The sequence below is a fragment of the Streptomyces sp. NPDC051909 genome (assembly GCF_040681095.1).
Taxonomy (GTDB): domain Bacteria; phylum Actinomycetota; class Actinomycetes; order Streptomycetales; family Streptomycetaceae; genus Streptomyces.
This window is the reverse complement of record NZ_JBFAYA010000023.1, coordinates 1-16,933: the sequence shown is the minus strand read 5'-3', so window position 1 is coordinate 16,933 and position 16,933 is coordinate 1. Positions and strand designations below refer to the sequence as shown.

17 protein-coding genes are annotated in these 16,933 nt (G+C 71.2%); 8 read left to right on the top strand and 9 right to left on the bottom strand.

Going from position 1 to position 16,933, the window contains the following annotated elements; all coding sequences use genetic code 11:
• Positions 1-65 precede the first annotated feature (65 nt).
• Complete coding sequence (locus tag AB0M18_RS29085) at positions 66-1,613, top strand: ricin-type beta-trefoil lectin domain protein (RefSeq protein ID WP_365763137.1); 1,548 nt, start codon at positions 66-68, stop codon at positions 1,611-1,613.
• A gap of 67 nt (positions 1,614-1,680) precedes the next feature.
• Here the strand turns inward: AB0M18_RS29085 and AB0M18_RS29080 are convergent, their stop codons facing one another.
• A complete protein-coding gene (locus AB0M18_RS29080) occupies positions 1,681-2,358 on the bottom strand; it encodes a lipoprotein (protein WP_365763135.1) in 678 nt (225 codons plus the stop codon).
• Between the two features lie 94 nt (positions 2,359-2,452).
• Here AB0M18_RS29080 and AB0M18_RS29075 point away from each other — a divergent pair, with 94 nt between their 5' ends.
• Positions 2,453-2,965: a hypothetical protein gene (locus AB0M18_RS29075; RefSeq protein ID WP_365763133.1), complete on the top strand. Its 513-nt coding sequence runs from the start codon at positions 2,453-2,455 to the stop codon at positions 2,963-2,965.
• Positions 2,966-2,983: 18 nt separating this feature from the next.
• On the opposite strand, the gene AB0M18_RS29070 is transcribed toward AB0M18_RS29075, so the two are convergent.
• Both AB0M18_RS29070 and AB0M18_RS29065 read right to left on the bottom strand, forming a co-directional pair.
• On the bottom strand, positions 2,984-3,613 hold the full coding sequence (locus tag AB0M18_RS29070) for an HAD family acid phosphatase (protein WP_365763131.1): 630 nt from the start codon (positions 3,611-3,613) through the stop codon (positions 2,984-2,986).
• Positions 3,614-3,790: 177 nt separating this feature from the next.
• Complete coding sequence (locus AB0M18_RS29065; RefSeq protein ID WP_365763129.1) at positions 3,791-5,461, bottom strand: fumarate hydratase; 1,671 nt, start codon at positions 5,459-5,461, stop codon at positions 3,791-3,793.
• 290 nt (positions 5,462-5,751) lie between these two features.
• Between AB0M18_RS29065 and AB0M18_RS29060 the strand changes: the two genes are divergently transcribed.
• Together AB0M18_RS29060 and AB0M18_RS29055 are read left to right on the top strand one after the other, a co-directional pair.
• Entirely contained in the window at positions 5,752-6,498 is a 747-nt protein-coding gene (locus AB0M18_RS29060; protein WP_365763127.1) for a DUF1707 domain-containing protein, read from the top strand.
• A gap of 166 nt (positions 6,499-6,664) precedes the next feature.
• Positions 6,665-7,048, top strand: coding sequence for a WhiB family transcriptional regulator (locus AB0M18_RS29055; protein ID WP_365763125.1), 384 nt, complete (start codon positions 6,665-6,667; stop codon positions 7,046-7,048).
• 132 nt (positions 7,049-7,180) lie between these two features.
• Here the strand turns inward: AB0M18_RS29055 and glpX are convergent, their stop codons facing one another.
• A complete protein-coding gene (gene glpX / locus AB0M18_RS29050) occupies positions 7,181-8,215 on the bottom strand; it encodes a class II fructose-bisphosphatase (RefSeq protein ID WP_265868768.1) in 1,035 nt (344 codons plus the stop codon).
• A 137-nt stretch (positions 8,216-8,352) separates the two neighbouring features.
• Here glpX and AB0M18_RS29045 point away from each other — a divergent pair, with 137 nt between their 5' ends.
• On the top strand, positions 8,353-8,868 hold the full coding sequence (locus tag AB0M18_RS29045) for a DUF4245 domain-containing protein (protein WP_365763291.1): 516 nt from the start codon (positions 8,353-8,355) through the stop codon (positions 8,866-8,868).
• A gap of 98 nt (positions 8,869-8,966) precedes the next feature.
• Here the strand turns inward: AB0M18_RS29045 and AB0M18_RS29040 are convergent, their stop codons facing one another.
• The 4 genes from AB0M18_RS29040 to AB0M18_RS29025 form a co-directional block, all read right to left on the bottom strand.
• A complete protein-coding gene (locus tag AB0M18_RS29040) occupies positions 8,967-9,557 on the bottom strand; it encodes a malonic semialdehyde reductase (protein ID WP_365763123.1) in 591 nt (196 codons plus the stop codon).
• Between the two features lie 159 nt (positions 9,558-9,716).
• Positions 9,717-9,983 carry an exodeoxyribonuclease VII small subunit gene (locus tag AB0M18_RS29035; protein WP_365763121.1) on the bottom strand — a complete coding sequence of 89 codons (267 nt, stop codon included), beginning with the start codon at positions 9,981-9,983 and terminating at the stop codon, positions 9,717-9,719.
• A 157-nt stretch (positions 9,984-10,140) separates the two neighbouring features.
• Entirely contained in the window at positions 10,141-11,352 is a 1,212-nt protein-coding gene (gene xseA / locus AB0M18_RS29030) for an exodeoxyribonuclease VII large subunit (protein WP_365763119.1), read from the bottom strand.
• A 139-nt stretch (positions 11,353-11,491) separates the two neighbouring features.
• Positions 11,492-12,874, bottom strand: coding sequence for an APC family permease (locus tag AB0M18_RS29025; protein ID WP_365763117.1), 1,383 nt, complete (start codon positions 12,872-12,874; stop codon positions 11,492-11,494).
• A gap of 146 nt (positions 12,875-13,020) precedes the next feature.
• On the opposite strand from AB0M18_RS29025, the gene AB0M18_RS29020 reads away from it, so the two are divergent.
• Positions 13,021-14,025: a 4-hydroxy-3-methylbut-2-enyl diphosphate reductase gene (locus AB0M18_RS29020; RefSeq protein ID WP_365763115.1), complete on the top strand. Its 1,005-nt coding sequence runs from the start codon at positions 13,021-13,023 to the stop codon at positions 14,023-14,025.
• A gap of 47 nt (positions 14,026-14,072) precedes the next feature.
• Complete coding sequence (gene ppgK, locus AB0M18_RS29015) at positions 14,073-14,813, top strand: polyphosphate--glucose phosphotransferase (protein ID WP_365763113.1); 741 nt, start codon at positions 14,073-14,075, stop codon at positions 14,811-14,813.
• A 33-nt stretch (positions 14,814-14,846) separates the two neighbouring features.
• Here ppgK and AB0M18_RS29010 read toward each other — a convergent pair whose 3' ends face one another.
• Positions 14,847-15,329, bottom strand: coding sequence for a DUF6542 domain-containing protein (locus AB0M18_RS29010; RefSeq protein WP_365763289.1), 483 nt, complete (start codon positions 15,327-15,329; stop codon positions 14,847-14,849).
• A gap of 351 nt (positions 15,330-15,680) precedes the next feature.
• Between AB0M18_RS29010 and ychF the strand changes: the two genes are divergently transcribed.
• Positions 15,681-16,769, top strand: coding sequence for a redox-regulated ATPase YchF (ychF, locus tag AB0M18_RS29005; protein WP_365763111.1), 1,089 nt, complete (start codon positions 15,681-15,683; stop codon positions 16,767-16,769).
• Positions 16,770-16,933 lie beyond the last annotated feature (164 nt).

Below are 16,933 nucleotides of genomic sequence, written 5' to 3'. Positions count from 1 at the left end.
GATGTATTCCCAAGTCGCTTACCGGCCAGTAAAAACCGTGGGTAACCCCACTTCCAGGAGGCGCAATGACGCGCACCAGGTACAGACTCCGCTGGCCGGTCGCGGCCCTCGCCGCTGCCGCGGCCGCCCTCGGCAGCATGACGGCCGCCACCCCCGCCGGCGCGGCCGACACGAGCGCAGCCGCCGGAATCACCGCCACCGGAATCACCTCCACACCGCTCTCCCCGGAGCTGGAGGCGATCCGCGCCGCCGAGGCCACCCAGATCTACGGCAGCCCGGAGGAACGGCCGCTCACCGAGCGCAGGACCGGACTCATCTCGCTCGGCGACAGCGAGATCTCCGGCGAGGGGGTCGGCAACTACGACCCGGCGACCAACACCTCGTCCAACCAGTGCCACCGCTCGCCCGACACCGCGATCCACCGGACCGGGATCGCCGCCGACCTCACCTTCAACGTGGCCTGCTCGGGCGCGTACACCGGGAACATCCGGATCGGCGGCTCGAAGCAGTACGCCGACGAGCTCGTCCAGAGCGACAGTCTGGCCATCAAGGCCCGCAACACCCGGATCAAGATGATCGTCCTGGTCGCCGGCGCCAACGACGACCTCCAGTTCGGCCCCGTCATGACCGACTGCGTCACCCGCTGGGTGCTCAGCCAGGGCGCCTGCGAGCCGAAGTACGCCCCCGGCTGGCAGGCCCGGGTCGACGGGCTGCGCCCCAAGGTCGAGGCCACGATCGGGGACCTGCGCACCGTGATGCGCGGAGCGGGGTACGCGGACGACGCGTACAAGCTGGTGGTCATGGGCTACCCGAGCCCGATCGGCCCCGACATCTACGACAACCCCGACTTCCCCGGCAAGCTCCCCGGCGGCTGCGCCGGATACGACTCCGACGCCAAGTGGGGCCGCAACTCCGCGGTGCCGGCCTTCGAGCAGGGCATGCGCGCGGCGGCCCGCAACACCGGGGCGGTCTACCTGGACAACTCGCGGCTCTTCCACGGCCACGAGGTCTGCATGGAGGACGCCTGGGCCCGCGGGCTCTACCTGGACCTCGCCGACCACTTCCCGTGGGACGAGAACACCGCCCGCCAGTCCTTCCACCCCAACTACCGCGGCCACGGCGCCTTCGCGTCCTGCCTCACCCAGCTCTACGACTCGGGCCTGCGCGAGGCGAGCTGCTCCGACGTCGACTCCTCCGGCACGCCCACGCTCTTCCCGGTTGCCTGGGACGACGCGTACCGGCCGCTGAAGAACGCCGCCACCGGCAACTGCCTGGACGTCAACGCCTCGGAGTCCGCCAACGGCACCGCCGTCCTCGGCTGGGACTGCCACGGCGGCCGCAACCAGGGCTGGTGGTACGACTCCGCCCGCCGCACCCTGCACACCGAGCTCACCCAGGACCGCTGCCTGGACGTCCCCGGCGCGGCCTACGAGTCCGGCAAGGCTCTCATCGTCTGGAACTGCAGCGGCGCCGCCAACCAGAGGTTCGTCCGCGACGGCGCCACGATCCGGCCCGCCGCGGCCACCGGCCTGTGCCTGACCCAGGGCGCGGCCAAGGAGGCGATCCGGCTGCGGACCTGCGACGGCTCGGCGAACCAGCGCTTCTCCTCGTAACGGGCGATCAGCCCCCACGGAACGCCGTGGCCCCTCGTCCGGTGCGGGACGGGGGGCCACGGCCCGTTCACGAGGCCGTGAGAGTGGACCTCGCCAGCTCGTACGCGGGGCGCATCGCCTGGTGCTCCTCGGTGTCGAGGCCGCCGAGGTGGACGATGACGACCTTGCCGTCCGCGGTCTCGACGGCGAAGGCGCGCTCGGTCTTCGTCTCGTCCATCAGCTCGCTGTGCACCTCGTACACCACCTGGACGGCGGGCAGCGAGCCCGCCTTCGTGTCCGCGTAGACGGCCTTGCGCGAACCCTTCTCCGCCGTCACGAAGGCCTCCAGGGTGGGGCGCGCCAGGCCCTTGGGGGCGGTCCACACCCGCAGGTAGCCGATGTGCCCGGCGGGCTTGGCGTCCACCTCGCAGCGCACCGTGGCCGGACCCTGCCGGGTGAGCGCGGCGAACTCCGGGTCCTCCGGGTTCTCGATCGCCTTCGGCTGCCAGTCCTCGGCGAGCGAGAAGGAGAACGGCAGGGCACAGGCCGTGCCGGGCCCGCCGAGCGAGCCGGCCGGGGCGGCGGTGGCCTCCTTCGCGGGCGCCGTGGACTTCGCGGGCTCCGCGGCCTTCGCCGGCGCCGAGGGTTTCGCCGGCGCGGCGGCGGGCCCCTGCCCCGTACCGCAGCCGCTGAGCAGCAGGCCCGCGGCCAGCAGGGCGACGGGAACCGCCGTACGCGTCGCTCGTGTCACTGATCTTTCTGGCATGCGCTCATCATCGCCGACCGGGTGCGGGCCCTCGACGGCGGTCGGACAATGGTGGGCGGGCCTCGGGGAGATCCCTCACCGCAGGAGGCAGGACATGCGCAGCTTCAGAAGGATCGGCGCGTTCGGCGCCGGTGCGGTCGCGGCCGTAGCCCTCGTCACCGCAGCCCCGCTGCCGGCCTCGGCCTCGGCGCCGGCCGACAACGGCGACGCCCTCGAGTTCACGCTGTACGCCAAGGAGGTCCCCGCGCCCGGAGCCGACGAGAGCGGCCCGCCGCCCGCGGTCGGCGACACCTTCACCTTCGCCGACGACCTGTACAAGACCAAGGGCGGCGACAAGGTCGGCCGGGACGGCGTCATCTGCGCGGTGGTGCGCACCTCCGGGGAGCAGTCCGACGCGAACTGCGTCGGCACGTTCGTGCTGAACGGCGGCCCGGGCGGCCAGCTCACCGCCCAGGCGCTCACGACGTTCGACGTCTCGGACCAGGCGCCGTCCGCCTTCGACCTCGCCGTCACCGGGGGCACCGGCGACTTCAAGAACGCGCACGGCTTCATCCGGGTGACCCCTGACGGGGATTACGAGCGGATGGAGTTCCACCTCACCCGTTAGGACCGGCCGGTCCTCGGGCTACGACAGCTTGCCGCCGTAGTCCGGCAGCTTGAAGGTGCGCTCGGCGTGGCCGCCGACCAGGTCGGTGGTGTTGTTGCCGATGTTCGCGATGATCGTGTAGCCCTTGCTCTCGATCTCCGCGCGCTTGGCCGTCTTGTACGCGCTGACCTCGGAGAACAGGTCGGGCAGCGAGCGCACGTACAGACCGTCGACCGGGTAGCCGGCCTGCTTGAGGTTCCAGTCGGTCAGGGAGTGGATGATCCCCGGCCGGGCGGTCACGAAGAAGACGGAGACGCCACGGTCCTTCGCGTCCGCCACCAGCTCGCGGACCTCGGGGATGGCCGGGGTCGGCAGCTCCCAGAAGGGGTGGAAGTCCGTCTCCAGGGAGCTGTTGTCGATGTCGAGGACGATGGCCTGCTGCTCGCCGTCGGAGTCCTCGGTGCGCTCCTCGATGTACGGCTTCGCCTGCGCGACCACGGCCGCCACGTCCTTGCGCCAGGTCGTGTAGTCGACGTCCTGGATCGCGGCGGTGGAGGTGTGGTGGGTGTCCGGGTCGGCGGCGGACGCGCTGGGCGCGGCGCCGAGGACCAGGACGGCGCTCAGGGTGAGGGTGGTGGCGGCAGTTGCCTTGGCCTTGGCGGAGGGCATGGGGGGCTCCCGAGTGGTCGACCGGCTCAGTGGTTGACATGCTCGCGACCCATACTGACCAGTAGGTGGCCGAATGACTACCAGTCGGTAGCGACTTTCGTAGCGGGACATGAAGCGGGATGCGACGGCGCCCCCGGTCCGCGGAGGACCGGGGGCGCCGCGAGGTGCTACCCGGGGTTACGACAGCTGGGAGCCCTGGCGCACCGGGATGTGCGTGAACGTCGGCTCCGGGGCCGGGTTCTGGAAGAAGTCGTTGCCCTTGTCGTCCACCACGATGAACGCCGGGAAGTCCTCGACCTCGATCTTCCAGACCGCCTCCATGCCGAGCTCCGCGTACTCGACGACCTCGACCTTCTTGATGCAGTCCTGCGCGAGACGCGCCGCCGGGCCGCCGATCGAGCCCAGGTAGAAGCCGCCGTGCGTGCCGCACGCGTCCGTGACCTGGTTGCTGCGGTTGCCCTTGGCCAGCATGACCTTGGAGCCGCCCGCCGCCTGGAACTGCTCCACGTAGGAGTCCATGCGGCCGGCCGTCGTCGGGCCGAAGGAACCGGAGGCGTAACCCTCGGGCGTCTTCGCCGGGCCCGCGTAGTACACCGGGTGGTCCTTCAGGTACTGCGGCATCTCCTCGCCCGCGTCCAGGCGCTCCTTGATCTTGGCGTGCGCGATGTCGCGCGCCACGACCAGCGGGCCGGTCAGCGAGAGACGGGTCTTCACCGGGTACTTGGTGAGCTCGGCCAGGATCTCGTCCATCGGCTGGTTCAGGTCGATCCGCACGACCTCGCCCGCGTCCAGGTGGGAGTCCTCGGTCTCCGGCAGGAAGCGCGCCGGGTCCGTCTCCAGCTGCTCCAGGAAGACGCCCTCGGCGGTGATCTTCGCGACGGCCTGGCGGTCCGCCGAGCAGGACACCGCGATCGCCACGGGCAGCGAGGCGCCGTGCCGGGGGAGACGGACGACGCGGACGTCGTGGCAGAAGTACTTGCCGCCGAACTGCGCGCCGATGCCGATCCTCTGCGTCAGCTCGAAGACCTTCTCCTCCAGCTCCTTGTCACGGAAGCCGTGGCCGGTGGCGGCGTCGCCCTCGGTGGGCAGCTCGTCCAGGTAGTGCGCGGAGGCGTACTTCGCGGTCTTCAGCGCGAACTCGGCGCTGGTGCCGCCGACCACGATCGCCAGGTGGTACGGCGGGCAGGCCGCCGTACCGAGCGAGCGGATCTTCTCCTCCAAGAACTTCATCATGGAGGCCTCGTTCAGGACCGCCTTGGTCTCCTGGTAGAGGTACGACTTGTTGGCGGAGCCGCCGCCCTTCGCCATGAAGAGGAACTTGTACGCGCCGCCGTCGGTCGTGTACAGCTCGATCTGCGCGGGCAGGTTCGAGCCGGTGTTCTTCTCCTCCCACATGGTGACGGGAGCCATCTGCGAGTAGCGCAGGTTCAGCTTGGTGTAGGCGTCGTAGATGCCCTTGGACAGGGCCTCCTCGTCGCGCCCCCGGGTCAGCACGTTCTGGCCGCGCTTGCCCATGACGATCGCGGTGCCGGTGTCCTGACACATGGGCAGGACGCCCGCGGCGGCGATGTTCGCGTTCTTGAGGAGGTCGAGCGCCACGAACTTGTCGTTGCTCGACGCCTCCGGGTCGTCGATGATCCGCCGCAGCTGTGCCAGGTGGGCCGGGCGCAGATAGTGCTGGATGTCGTGGATCGCCTCGGCGGCCAGCTTGCGCAGCGCCTCCGGCTCGACCTTGAGGAACGTACGGCCGTCGGCCTCGAAGGTGGAGACACCTTCGGAGGTCACCAGGCGGTAGGGCGTGGTGTCCTCTCCCAGCGGGAGCAGATCGGAGTACGCAAACTCTGGCATGGGGGCAGCCATTCCTCACTCGGCGACAGCAGCGCGCCGCCTCCGTTGGCGGGCGCGCCCTCCAGCGTAAGACGCGGGCGCGGCCCCGATCCTGTGAGGTAAGGCTCACTAGGCGGCGGGACCCCGCCGGAATGGCGTGTTCGTCGCCTGCGCGCGGGGGCGCGTGCGGAGGGACGGTCTCTCGCCGCCGGCCCGACCCGCCACCCCCGGTGGCCGGTTCACGAGAGTTGTCCACAGGACACGGGGGATCCCCCTAGTCGCGATCTATCGCGTTTCGCTAGGCTGAGGTCGTGGACCTCGAAAAGCAGCCCCAGCAGCCGGTCGCCCCTGCCGAGCCCGCGCCGGCCCCCGCCCCGGCGGCCACCCCGGCGGCCACCCCGGCGGCCCGGCCCGACTACGCCGATCCACAGGGGTCCCTGCGCGCCTCCGACGCCGACCGGGACCGGATCGCGGACATCCTCCGGGACGCCCTGGCGGAGGGCCGGCTCGACGCCGAGGAGCACTCGGAGCGGATCGACGCCGTCTACCGGGCCAAGACGGTCGGCGAGCTGGAGCCGATCGTGCGGGACCTGCCCGCGGCCCGCACCGGCCGGGCCCCGGAGTCCGCCGCGCTGTACGGCCCCGAGGAGCCCGGCGGCCCCACGGACAACCTGATCGCGGTCTTCTCCTCCTCCACCCGCAAGGGCCGCTGGCGGGTCGGCCGCCGCACCAACGCCTTCTCGCTGTTCGGCAGCATCGAGATCGACCTGACCGAGGCGATCTTCGCCCAGCGCCTCACCACCATCAACGCCACGTCGATCTTCGGCAACGTCGAGGTCCGCGTCCCGGAGAACGTGACGCTGCGCGGCAGCGGCACCGGCATCTTCGGCAACTTCGAGGTGGTGACCCTGGAGGGCGCCGACCCGCAGGCCCCGGTCGTGGTGGTCAACGGCTACTCGGTCTTCGGCAACGTCGAGGCCCGTCCCAAGCGCGGCAAGTGGGTCACCGACCTGCAGAACCTCGTTCAGGACAAGCTGCGCAAGCACCTCGGCCACTGACGCCCGCGTTCCGCTCCGCGCGGTGGTCCCGGCGGTGACCGGATTTCGCCCTCCGGTGTCCGCGCTGCGGAACGCCGCGGCACGCAGTGCATAGGCGCGCGCACAGCGGGTAGGGCTCGTGCATCGTCGCTCGCTTGCCCGCGGAAGCCGTCGTCAGGAGTAGACCGTGCTGCACACGCCGCATCAGCCCCTCCGGGTCGCCGCCGCCGTGCCGCCCCAGCGGATCCCCGCTCGGGAGGACGAGGCCGGTCCCTGGCACACGGAGGCGGTGTGCCGGAGGGACGAGGCCGGACTCTTCTTCGCCCCCTCCAAGGAGCCGACCGCCGCCCGGCTCTCCCGGGAGGAGGCCGCCAAGCGGGTCTGTGCCCGCTGCCCCGTGATGGTCGAGTGCCGCGAGCACGCGCTGCTCCAGCCCGAGCCGTACGGAGTGTGGGGCGGGCTCACCGCCGCCGAGCGCCGTGTCGCGCTCGCCCGGCGCCGCCGCCGCGAGGTCGAGCTGCGCAAGGCCGCCGCCGCCGAGCGGGCCGAGCGGATCGCCCAGGCCGGCTGACGGGACCGCCGGCGGGACCGATATCGGGACCGGCCGACGGGACGGCTTTCCGCGTCCGTACGGGAAGGGGCGCCCCCACCGCACATGGGGGCGCCCCTCTTCGTACCGCCGCACCGGCAGACCGGCGCGGGGCTACTTGGCCCGGTCGAAGTCGATCTTGCTGTAGGCGCGCAGCTTCGCGAGCCGGTGCGTCGAGTCGATCTGGCGGATCGTGCCGGACTTCGAGCGCATCACCAGCGACTGGGTGGTCGCGGTCTCCGAGCGGTAGCGCACGCCGCGCAGCAGCTCGCCGTCGGTGATGCCGGTGGCGACGAAGAAGACGTTGTCGCCGGAGACCAGGTCGTTGGTGGAGAGCACCCGGTCCAGGTCGTGCCCGGCGTCCAGGGCCTTCTGCCGCTCGGCGTCGTCCTTGGGCCACAGCTTGCCCTGGATCACACCGCCCAGGCACTTTATGGCGCAGGCCGAGATGATGCCCTCGGGCGTGCCGCCGATGCCCATCAGCAGGTCGACGCCGGTGCCCTCGCGGGCGGCCATGATCGAGCCGGCCACGTCGCCGTCCGAGATGAACTTGATCCGGGCGCCGGTCTCGCGGATCTCCTTGACGATGCCCTCGTGGCGCGGGCGGTCCAGGATGACGACGGTGACGTCCTCGGCGTTCATCCCCTTGGCCTTGGCGACCCGGCGGATGTTCACCGAGACGGGCGCGTTGATGTCGACGAAGTCGGCGGCCTCGGGGCCGGTGACCAGCTTGTCCATGTAGAAGACCGCGGACGGGTCGAACATCGAGCCGCGGTCGGCGGCGGCCAGGACGGCGATGGCGTTCGGCATGCCCTTGGCGTTCAGGGTGGTGCCGTCGATCGGGTCGACCGCGATGTCGACCTCGGCGCCGGTGCCGTCGCCCACGCGCTCTCCGTTGAAGAGCATCGGGGCCTCGTCCTTCTCGCCCTCGCCGATGACGACCACGCCGTTCATCGAGACGGTGGAGATCAGGGTCCGCATGGCGTTCACGGCCGCGCCGTCGGCGCCGATCTTGTCGCCCCGGCCGACCCAGCGGCCCGCGGCCATCGCGGCCGCCTCGGTCACGCGGACCAGTTCCAGGGCGAGGTTGCGGTCGGGAGCCTCGGGCGAAACCTCGAGCTCGGGCGGCAACAAGTGGTGCTCGGTCATCGGAGCGCACCTTTCTGTACGGCGACGGCCGGAAATAGGGAGGGTGCTTAGGACTCTATCGTCAGGTCGACAAATTGAGCAGAGGGGCCCACGTATGAGCACGAACCCTTGATGCGACCATATGGGGCGTGGCAGGTATGCGAGGCAGGCAGACGGTACGCGGGATGTTCCAGTCCCTCGCGGTGATCATGGTCGCCGCGGGCGTGATGTATCTCTTCATCCCGCACGACGAGCAGGCGACCCCGGTCCAGGCGAAGGACTACCGGGTCGAGCTGCTGACGGCCCAGCGGGCGGCGCCGTACCCGGTGCTGGCCCCCCAGGGCCTCGGCGACGACTGGAAGGCGACGGTCGTCTCGTACAAGCGCGAGGAGCACGACGCCTGGCGGCTCGGCTTCCTCGACCCGGACACCCAGTACGTGGCGGTCCAGCAGTCCACCGAGGCGCCGGCGAAGTACGTGCCCAAGGTGACCCTGGAGGCCAGGAACACCGGGAAGACCCGGACGGTGGCCGGCCGCGAGTGGCAGCTCTGGGAGGGTCCGAAGTACGACGCCCTGGTGCGCTCCGAGGGTGGCGCGACGACGGTCGTGACGGGCACGGCCTCGTTCGACCGGCTGGCGCAGATGGCGGGCGCGCTGCAGTCGCAGAAGGTCTGAGCGCGACACGGGGCGAGACGGCGTGACAGGAAGGGCCCCGGTGCGATGCACCGGGGCCCTTCCGCCTGTCTGTGTGTCCGTGCGTCCGAGGGCTCGGATCAGACGGTGGTGATGACCTCGTCGAAGGCGAGACGCGGGGAGCGCGGGAACCAGGCGTCCTCGCCCGGCTTGCCGATGTTGATGACCATCAGCGGGGTGTGGTCGTCGTCCAGGAACTCCTTCTGGACGCCGGCGAAGTCGAGACCGGTCATCGGGCCCGCGGCCAGGCCGGCGGCGCGGATGCCCACGATGAAGTACGCGGCCTGGAGGGCGGCGTTCAGCTGCGCGGAGCCCTCACGGACCGGGCGCTCGGCGAAGAACATGTCCTTGGCCTGCGGGAAGTGCGGGAACAGGGCCGGGAGCTCCTCGTGGAACTCGTTGTCGGCGGAGAGGATCGCGACCAGCGGGGCGGTGGCGGTCTTGGCCTGGTTGCCCTCGGCCATGTGCTTCACCAGGCGCTCGCGGGCCTCGGGGGAGCGGACCAGGGTGATGCGCAGCGGGCTCTGGTTGAAAGCGGTGGGGCCGAACTTGACCAGGTCGTAGATCGCCTGGACCTGCTCGTCGGTCACCGGCTCGTCGGTGAACGTGTTGGCAGTGCGGGCCTCGCGGAAGAGGAGGTCCTGGGCGGCGGGGTCAAGAGCGAGAGACATGCTGCATACCTTCCGGACTGCAAGGGGTTCGCCCGTCGGGGTTCGAGCGATGTCTCGACAGTACGCCCGGAGTAGGTGAAGTTTCAACTACCTCAACCGGATAGTGATCCGCTTCACGGATCCGAGTGTACGCGACCTCGGGGGACACCGACCGGGCCGTCACTCCCCGCCGGACGCCGCCTCCCTGCCGCCGCCCTCGCCCTCGGCGCGCTCCGCCGCCAGCGAGGCGTCGAGCCGGGCCCGGGCCCCTTCGAGCCAGTGCCGGCACACCTTCGCCAGCTCCTCGCCGCGCTCCCAGAGCGCCAGCGACTCCTCCAGGGTCGTGCCGCCCGCCTCCAGGCGCCGGACGACCTCGATCAGTTCGTCACGCGCCTGCTCGTAGCCGAGTGCGGTCGCAGTCTCTTCCGCGCCGTTGCGCGCTGCCATGGGTGCCACCTTCGTCTGTCAGGTCGTCTTGTTCATCGGATGATTTCGGCCGGATACGGGGCCGATAGGGGCCGGAAGTGAGCGCTCGTACGGCGACTGCTCGTACGGCGGGCGCCCGTGCAGCCAGTGCCCGTGCAGCGAGTGCTCGTGTGGGCCGTCAGCCGTCCACGCGCCGGACGGTGAACTCGCCGGCCGCCACCCGGGCCCGCAGCTCCTCGTCCGCCGCCACCTCCGCCGGATCCCGCACCACCGAGCCGTCGGCCCGCTGGAGCACCGCGTAACCGCGCTCCATCGTGGCCGCCGGGGACAGTGCGCGGACCCGGGCCCGGGTGTGCGAAAGCTCCGAATCGGCCCGGTCGAGCAGATGCCCGAAGGTGCGGCGGCTGCGGGCCAGCAGCGCGTCGAGTTCGTCCTCGCGGACCTCGACCATCCGCTGCGGATGCTCCATGACCGGCCGGGCCAGCGCGTGCGCGAGCCCGCGCTCCTCGCGCTCCAGGAGCCCCCGCACCGCGCGCAGCGCCCGGTCCCGCATCCCGCGCACCCGGTCCAGCTCCTCGCCCACGTCCGGCACCACCTTCTTGGCGGCGTCGGTGGGCGTGGAGGCCCGCAGGTCCGCGACCAGGTCGAGCAGCGGCGAGTCCGGCTCGTGGCCGATCGCCGACACCACCGGCGTACGGCACTCGGCCACCGCCCGGATCAACTGCTCGTCCGAGAACGGCAGCAGGTCCTCGACGCTGCCGCCGCCCCGGGCCACGACGATCACGTCCACGCCCGCGTGCGCGTCCAGCTCCCGCACCGCCTGGATCACCTGCGGCACGGCCTTCACGCCCTGCACCGCCACGTTCCGCACCTCGAACCGGACGGCCGGCCAGCGGCGCCGCGCGTTCTCAAGGACGTCCCGCTCGGCCGCCGACGCCCGGCCGCAGACCAGGCCGATCAGCTGCGGCAGAAACGGCACCGGCTTCTTCCGGTCGGGCGCGAACAGCCCCTCCGCGGCCAGCGTCCGCTTCAGCATCTCCAGCCGCGCGAGCAGCTCACCGATCCCGACCGGCCGTATCTCCGCGGCCCGCAACGACAGCTGCCCCCGCGGCGCGTACCACTCCGGCTTCGCGTGCACGACCACCCGGGCGCCCTCGGAGACGACATCGGCGACGGCGTCGAAGACCTGCCGATAGCAGGTGACGTTGATCGAGATGTCGTACGAGGGATCCCGCAGCGTCAGAAACACCACCCCGGCCCCCGGACGCCGCGACAACTGCGTGATCTGCCCCTCGACCCAGATCGCCCCCAACCGGTCGATCCACCCCCCGATCAGCCGGGACACCTCACCGACGGGGAGCGGCGCTTCCGCTGACGTGTTCAGACCCATGCACCGAGCGTAACGGGAGGGTCGGACACCGGAAGCCCGCCGTGCGGGGGCACTCTGACGGGCGCGGCGCGGCGCGGCGTGGTGTGGAGCCGGGCCTTGCCCCCGCCCCGCCCCCCACCTCACCCCACCCCATCCCACCTCACGGCATCGGCTGCCGCGCCCCCTGCACCGCGAGCACCACCAGGCCGATGCCGAACCAGATCACGCCCACCACCTGCGCCGAGGGCGAGGTCTCCACGATCACCGCGATCAGGATGGCCGCGCCCAGGACCGGCGCCACCACGTGCGGCAGCCAGCGGGGCGGGCCCGCCATGCGGCGTACCGCGAACCAGCTCACCACGCTCGCGTGGAGCAGCACGAAGGCGGTCAGGGCGCCGATGTCGACCACCGAGACCAGGTGGTCGAGGCCGTCGTCCTGACGGGCCGCCCACACCGCCGCGATCATCGTGACCGTCGCCGAGACGAGCAGCGCCACCCGCGGAACGCCCGAGTCGGTGCGGGCCAGGACATGCGGCAGGCGCCGGTCGCGGCCCATCGCGAACAGGAGCCGCCCGCCCGCCGCCTGCCCGGCGAGCGCCGCGAAGGCCGCGCCGATCGCCTTCGACACCGCCACCAGGTCGTGCAGCCAGCCGCCCACGGACGCGTCCACCGCGTCGTAGAAGGCCGAACCCTGCCGCGCCGGCTCGACGGCCAGCTCCGCCGAGGAGACCGGTTCGAGCAGCGCCACCAGCCAGGTCTGCGCCACGAACAGCACGCCCGCGAGCACCAGACAGAACAGCACCGCCCGGGCCACCTTCGACGACCCGCCGGTCACCTCCTCGGCGAAGGCGGCGATCGCGTCGAAGCCGAGATACGAGAGCACCGCCACCGACACCGCGCCCACGACCGCCGCCACCGAGAAGCCGCCGTCGCCGGTGAGCGGCGACCACCAGTCCCGCTCGGCCCCGTCCCGTACGAGCACGACGATCGCCGAGACCACGAAGACCAGCAGCACCACGATCTCCATCGCGAGCACCGCGAAGCCGACCCGGGCGGCCGCCCGCACCCCCCACAGGTTCAGCAGGGTCGTCACCACCACCGCCGTACCCGTCCACACCCAGCGGTCCACCTCGGGGACCAGCGCCTCCATCGCGATGCCCGCGAAGAGATACGCCACCGCCGGGATGAGCAGGTAGTCGAGCAGCGCCATCCAGCCGGCCACGAAACCGGGGCCCTCGCCCAGCGCCGTACGGGCGTACGTGAAGACCGAGCCGGCCCGCGGCGCGACCCGCACCATCTGCGCGTAACTGAGGGCGGTGAACCCCATGGCGACCGTGGCCACCACGTACACGAGTGCGACCGCGCCGTGCGACTTGGCGTCGAGCGTGCCGAAGATGCCGACCGGCGCCATCGGGGCGATGAAGAGAAGTCCGTAGACCACGAGGTCGCGAAAACCCAGACTCCGTCGAAGTCCCTCGTGGTCGGGCGCCCCGCCGCGGTCCGCTGGTTCCTCGCCGCCCGGCACCCGGGATTCCTCAGCCATGGCGTCAGTCTCGGCCACGCCACGAGCCGAACCGCTGATCGAAACGCCGACCGGACCCCTACCGGACCCTGACCGGAAGTCCGACCGGAACCCTGACCGGAACCCCGACCGGACGCCGATCAGACAGCCACCCGCGCGGCCTTACGATGGGGAACATGACTGCGACGCCCGCCGCCAACCGCCCGAAGCGTGTCCTGCTCGCCGCTCCCCGCGGCTACTGCGCGGGCGTGGACCGTGCCGTGATCGCCGTGGAGAAGGCCCTCGAACAGTACGGCGCCCCGATCTACGTCCGGCACGAGATCGTCCACAACAAGTACGTCGTGCAGACCCTGGAGCGGAAGGGCGCGATCTTCGTCGACCAGGCGACCGAGGTGCCGCCGGGCAACATCGTGATGTTCTCCGCCCACGGCGTCGCCCCGACCGTGCACGAGGAGGCCCGCGAGGGCCGTCTGAAGACCATCGACGCCACCTGCCCGCTGGTCACCAAGGTCCACAAGGAGGCCGTGCGGTTCGCCAAGGAGGACTTCGACATCCTCCTCATCGGCCACGAGGGCCACGAGGAGGTCATCGGCACCTCCGGCGAGGCCCCCGACCACATCCAGCTCGTCGACGGCCCCGAGGACGTCGCCAAGGTCGAGGTCCGCGACCCGTCCCGCGTCGTCTGGCTCTCCCAGACCACGCTGTCGGTCGACGAGACCATGGAGACGGTCGACGCGCTCAAGGAGAAGTTCCCGGAGCTGATCTCCCCGCCGTCCGACGACATCTGCTACGCCACGCAGAACCGTCAGACCGCCATCAAGGAGCTCGCCGGCCAGGCCGAGCTGGTCATCGTCGTCGGCTCCAAGAACTCCTCCAACTCGCAGCGCATGGTCGACGTCGCCAAGCAGGCCGGCGCCCCCGCCGCGTACCTGGTCGACTTCGCCGACGAGATCGACGAGGCCTGGCTGGACGGCGTCACCAGCGTCGGCCTCTCCTCGGGCGCCTCGGTGCCGGACGTCCTCGTGCAGGAGGTCCTGGAGTGGCTGTCCGTGCGCGGATACATGGACGTCGAGCTCGTCAAGACGGCCGACGAGTCGCTGACCTTCTCCCTCCCGAAGGAACTGCGCGACCACGACCTGCGGGCCAAGGCGGAAGCCCTCGTCAAGGAGTAGTGCTCGTCGAGGAGTGGCCTGTGTGATCAGCCCGTAACGTTGGGTCCATGAACGTCTTCGGAGTGGACATCGGCGGATCGGGCATCAAGGGCGCGCCCGTGGACCTGGACCGCGGCGACCTCGCGCAGGAGCGCCACAAGGTACTGACCCCGCAGCCCGCGACGCCCGACGACGTCGCGGGCCGCGTCGTCGAGGTGGTCGAGCACTTCGGCTGGTCCGGCCCGATCGGTGTCACCTTCCCGGGCGTCGTCACCGGCTCCACGATCCGTACCGCCGCCAACGTCGACAAGCGCTGGATCGGCGTCGACGCCGGCAGACTGCTCGGCGACCGCCTCGGCGGGCTGCCGGTGACCGTCCTCAACGACGCCGACGCGGCCGGCATCGCCGAGATGACCTTCGGCGCCGGGCGCGGCCGGAGGGGCACCGTCATCCTGCTGACCCTCGGCACCGGCATCGGCTCCGCCCTCTTCGTCGACGGCACCCTGGTCCCCAACACCGAACTGGGCCACCTGGAGCTCAAGGGCCACGACGCCGAGAAGCGCGCCTCGTCGAAGGCCCGTGAGGACGAGGACCTGAGCTGGGAGCACTGGGCGACCCGGCGACTGCAGAAGTACCTGGCGCACGTGGAGATGCTGTTCTCTCCGGAGCTCTTCATCATCGGCGGCGGCGTGAGCCGCAAGGCGGACAAGTTCCTGCCGCTGATCGAGGGCATCCGCGCCGAGATCGTCCCGGCGGAGCTGCAGAACAACGCGGGGATCGTCGGCGCGGCGATGGCGGCGAAGGTCTGAAGGTCCAGGCGCCGGGCGCTCTTCCCGGCTCTGCTAGCCGCGCTCGGGAGCGGGCCGGCGCACGGGGCGTACGGGCTTGCCGCCGCCGGTCGCCGCGGCGGCCCGCTGACGGCGCCCCATGTCCCGCACCTTGCGTACGCTCGCGATGACACCGGCGACCAGAGTGCCGCCGTACAGCCACCCGGCGTGCACGGCGAGCGCCGTGACCAGGGCCATCGCCTGTCCGCCGACCCCGCCCGTACCGCCGGAGATGGGCACCACGCCCACGGCGAACGCGATCGGCACGCTGATCGGCGCGGTGACCAGGTCGGCGGTCCGGACCCACAGCGCCGTCAGCGCACTGACCGGCAGGAACAGCAGCCCGAAGGCGACCGGGGAGCCGTCGAGGATCAGCCAGTCCAGGAAGCCGATCACCAGCATCACGGCGGACGCGAAGAGCCCGGCGCCGAGCCCGGTGAGACGGGGATTGGGCAGTCTGCGCAGCGCCGTCACGACGGGCGGTTCCGGCCGCTCCACCCGCGGCCGCCCGGGCCGGGGCCGGGCGGCCACGCGGTACACCGCGGCACCCTCGACCAGCGCCCCGGGCGGCGTCACGGGGCCCTGCGGCCGACCCGCGGCGGGTCGGCGGGGCTGCGGCTTGCGTGTCTTGTGCTGCTCCACCTGACCAACGTAGGTCGGAACGGGCCGGGAACCCGGTACGGGACACGCCCTTTGGGTGACCTTGGCGCGAAGAGGGCCGTCCTGGCCGGGTCGGCCCGCCTCGATCACGGCCCGGGTGACGACTCGGTGCGAGCGGCGGGACCCGGGGGCGCGCCCCGTAAACTGGGGGATCGCCCCACCTCCACTCCTCCTAGGGAAGTCGCCACCGTGTCGCTCACGATCGGAATCGTCGGCCTGCCGAATGTCGGCAAGTCGACCCTTTTCAACGCCCTGACCAAGAACGACGTGCTGGCGGCCAACTACCCGTTCGCCACGATCGAGCCCAACGTCGGCGTCGTCGGCGTCCCGGACCCGCGCCTGCAGCAGCTCGCCGACATCTTCGGCTCGCAGCGCCTGCTCCCGGCGACGGTCGACTTCGTCGACATCGCCGGCATCGTGCGCGGCGCGAGCGAGGGCGAGGGCCTGGGCAACAAGTTCCTCGCGAACATCCGTGAGTCGGACGCGATCTGCCAGGTCATCCGCGCCTTCAAGGACGAGAACGTCGTGCACGTCGACGGCAAGGTCTCGCCGAAGGACGACATCGAGACGATCAACACCGAGCTGATCCTCGCCGACCTCCAGACCATCGAGAAGGTCCTCCCGCGCCTGGCCAAGGAGTCGCGGATCAAGAAGGACGTGGGCCCGAAGGTCGCGGCCGTCGAGGCGGCGAAGGAGATCCTGGAGCGCGGCGACACCCTCTTCTCGCAGGGCATCGTCCAGGGCTCGGAGAAGGCGGAGCTCCTCCACGACCTCCACCTGCTGACCACCAAGCCCTTCCTCTACGTCTTCAACGTCGACGAGGACGAGCTGACGGACGACGCCTTCAAGGACGAGCAGCGCGCCCTGGTGGCCCCTGCCGAGGCGATCTTCCTCAACGCCAAGCTGGAGGCGGACCTCGCCGAGCTCGACGAGGTGGACGCCCTGGAGCTCCTGGAGTCCGTCGGCGCCGAGGAGCCCGGCCTGGCCACCCTCGCCCGCGTCGGCTTCGCCACCCTCGGCCTCCAGACCTACCTGACGGCCGGCCCCAAGGAGGCCCGCGCCTGGACCATCCCCCAGGGCGCGACGGCCCCCGAGGCCGCCGGTGTGATCCACACCGACTTCCAGAAGGGCTTCATCAAGGCCGAGGTCATCTCCTTCGCCGACCTCCTGGAGGCCGGCTCGGTCGCCGAGGCCCGCGCGAAGGGCAAGGCCCGCATGGAGGGCAAGGAGTACGTGATGCAGGACGGCGACGTGGTGGAGTTCCGCTTCAACGTGTGACCGTGCAGGTCAGAAGGGCCGGTTCCCCTGGGGCCGGCCCCTTCGTCATCGGGAAGTTGACACCGCGTCCCCCGATCCGTAGTGTTCTCCGAGTTGTCCGACGTGAGTACCGACCCCGGTCGGCCCCGGACAGCCATTCCGCAAGAAGCACAACACCTGACGGT

Coding starts and splice junctions, on each gene's coding strand:
- AB0M18_RS29035 (WP_365763121.1), bottom strand. CDS start 9,983: ATGGCAGCGCGCAACGGCGCGGAAGAGACTGCGACCGCACTCGGCTAC.
- AB0M18_RS29075 (WP_365763133.1), top strand. CDS start 2,453: ATGCGCAGCTTCAGAAGGATCGGCGCGTTCGGCGCCGGTGCGGTCGCG.
- AB0M18_RS29070 (WP_365763131.1), bottom strand. CDS start 3,613: ATGCCCTCCGCCAAGGCCAAGGCAACTGCCGCCACCACCCTCACCCTG.
- AB0M18_RS29065 (WP_365763129.1), bottom strand. CDS start 5,461: ATGCCAGAGTTTGCGTACTCCGATCTGCTCCCGCTGGGAGAGGACACC.
- AB0M18_RS29040 (WP_365763123.1), bottom strand. CDS start 9,557: ATGTCTCTCGCTCTTGACCCCGCCGCCCAGGACCTCCTCTTCCGCGAG.
- AB0M18_RS29085 (WP_365763137.1), top strand. CDS start 66: ATGACGCGCACCAGGTACAGACTCCGCTGGCCGGTCGCGGCCCTCGCC.
- glpX (WP_265868768.1), bottom strand. CDS start 8,215: ATGACCGAGCACCACTTGTTGCCGCCCGAGCTCGAGGTTTCGCCCGAG.
- ppgK (WP_365763113.1), top strand. CDS start 14,073: ATGAACGTCTTCGGAGTGGACATCGGCGGATCGGGCATCAAGGGCGCG.
- AB0M18_RS29025 (WP_365763117.1), bottom strand. CDS start 12,874: ATGGCTGAGGAATCCCGGGTGCCGGGCGGCGAGGAACCAGCGGACCGC.
- AB0M18_RS29045 (WP_365763291.1), top strand. CDS start 8,353: ATGCGAGGCAGGCAGACGGTACGCGGGATGTTCCAGTCCCTCGCGGTG.
- AB0M18_RS29020 (WP_365763115.1), top strand. CDS start 13,021: ATGGGGAACATGACTGCGACGCCCGCCGCCAACCGCCCGAAGCGTGTC.
- xseA (WP_365763119.1), bottom strand. CDS start 11,352: ATGGGTCTGAACACGTCAGCGGAAGCGCCGCTCCCCGTCGGTGAGGTG.
- AB0M18_RS29080 (WP_365763135.1), bottom strand. CDS start 2,358: ATGCCAGAAAGATCAGTGACACGAGCGACGCGTACGGCGGTTCCCGTC.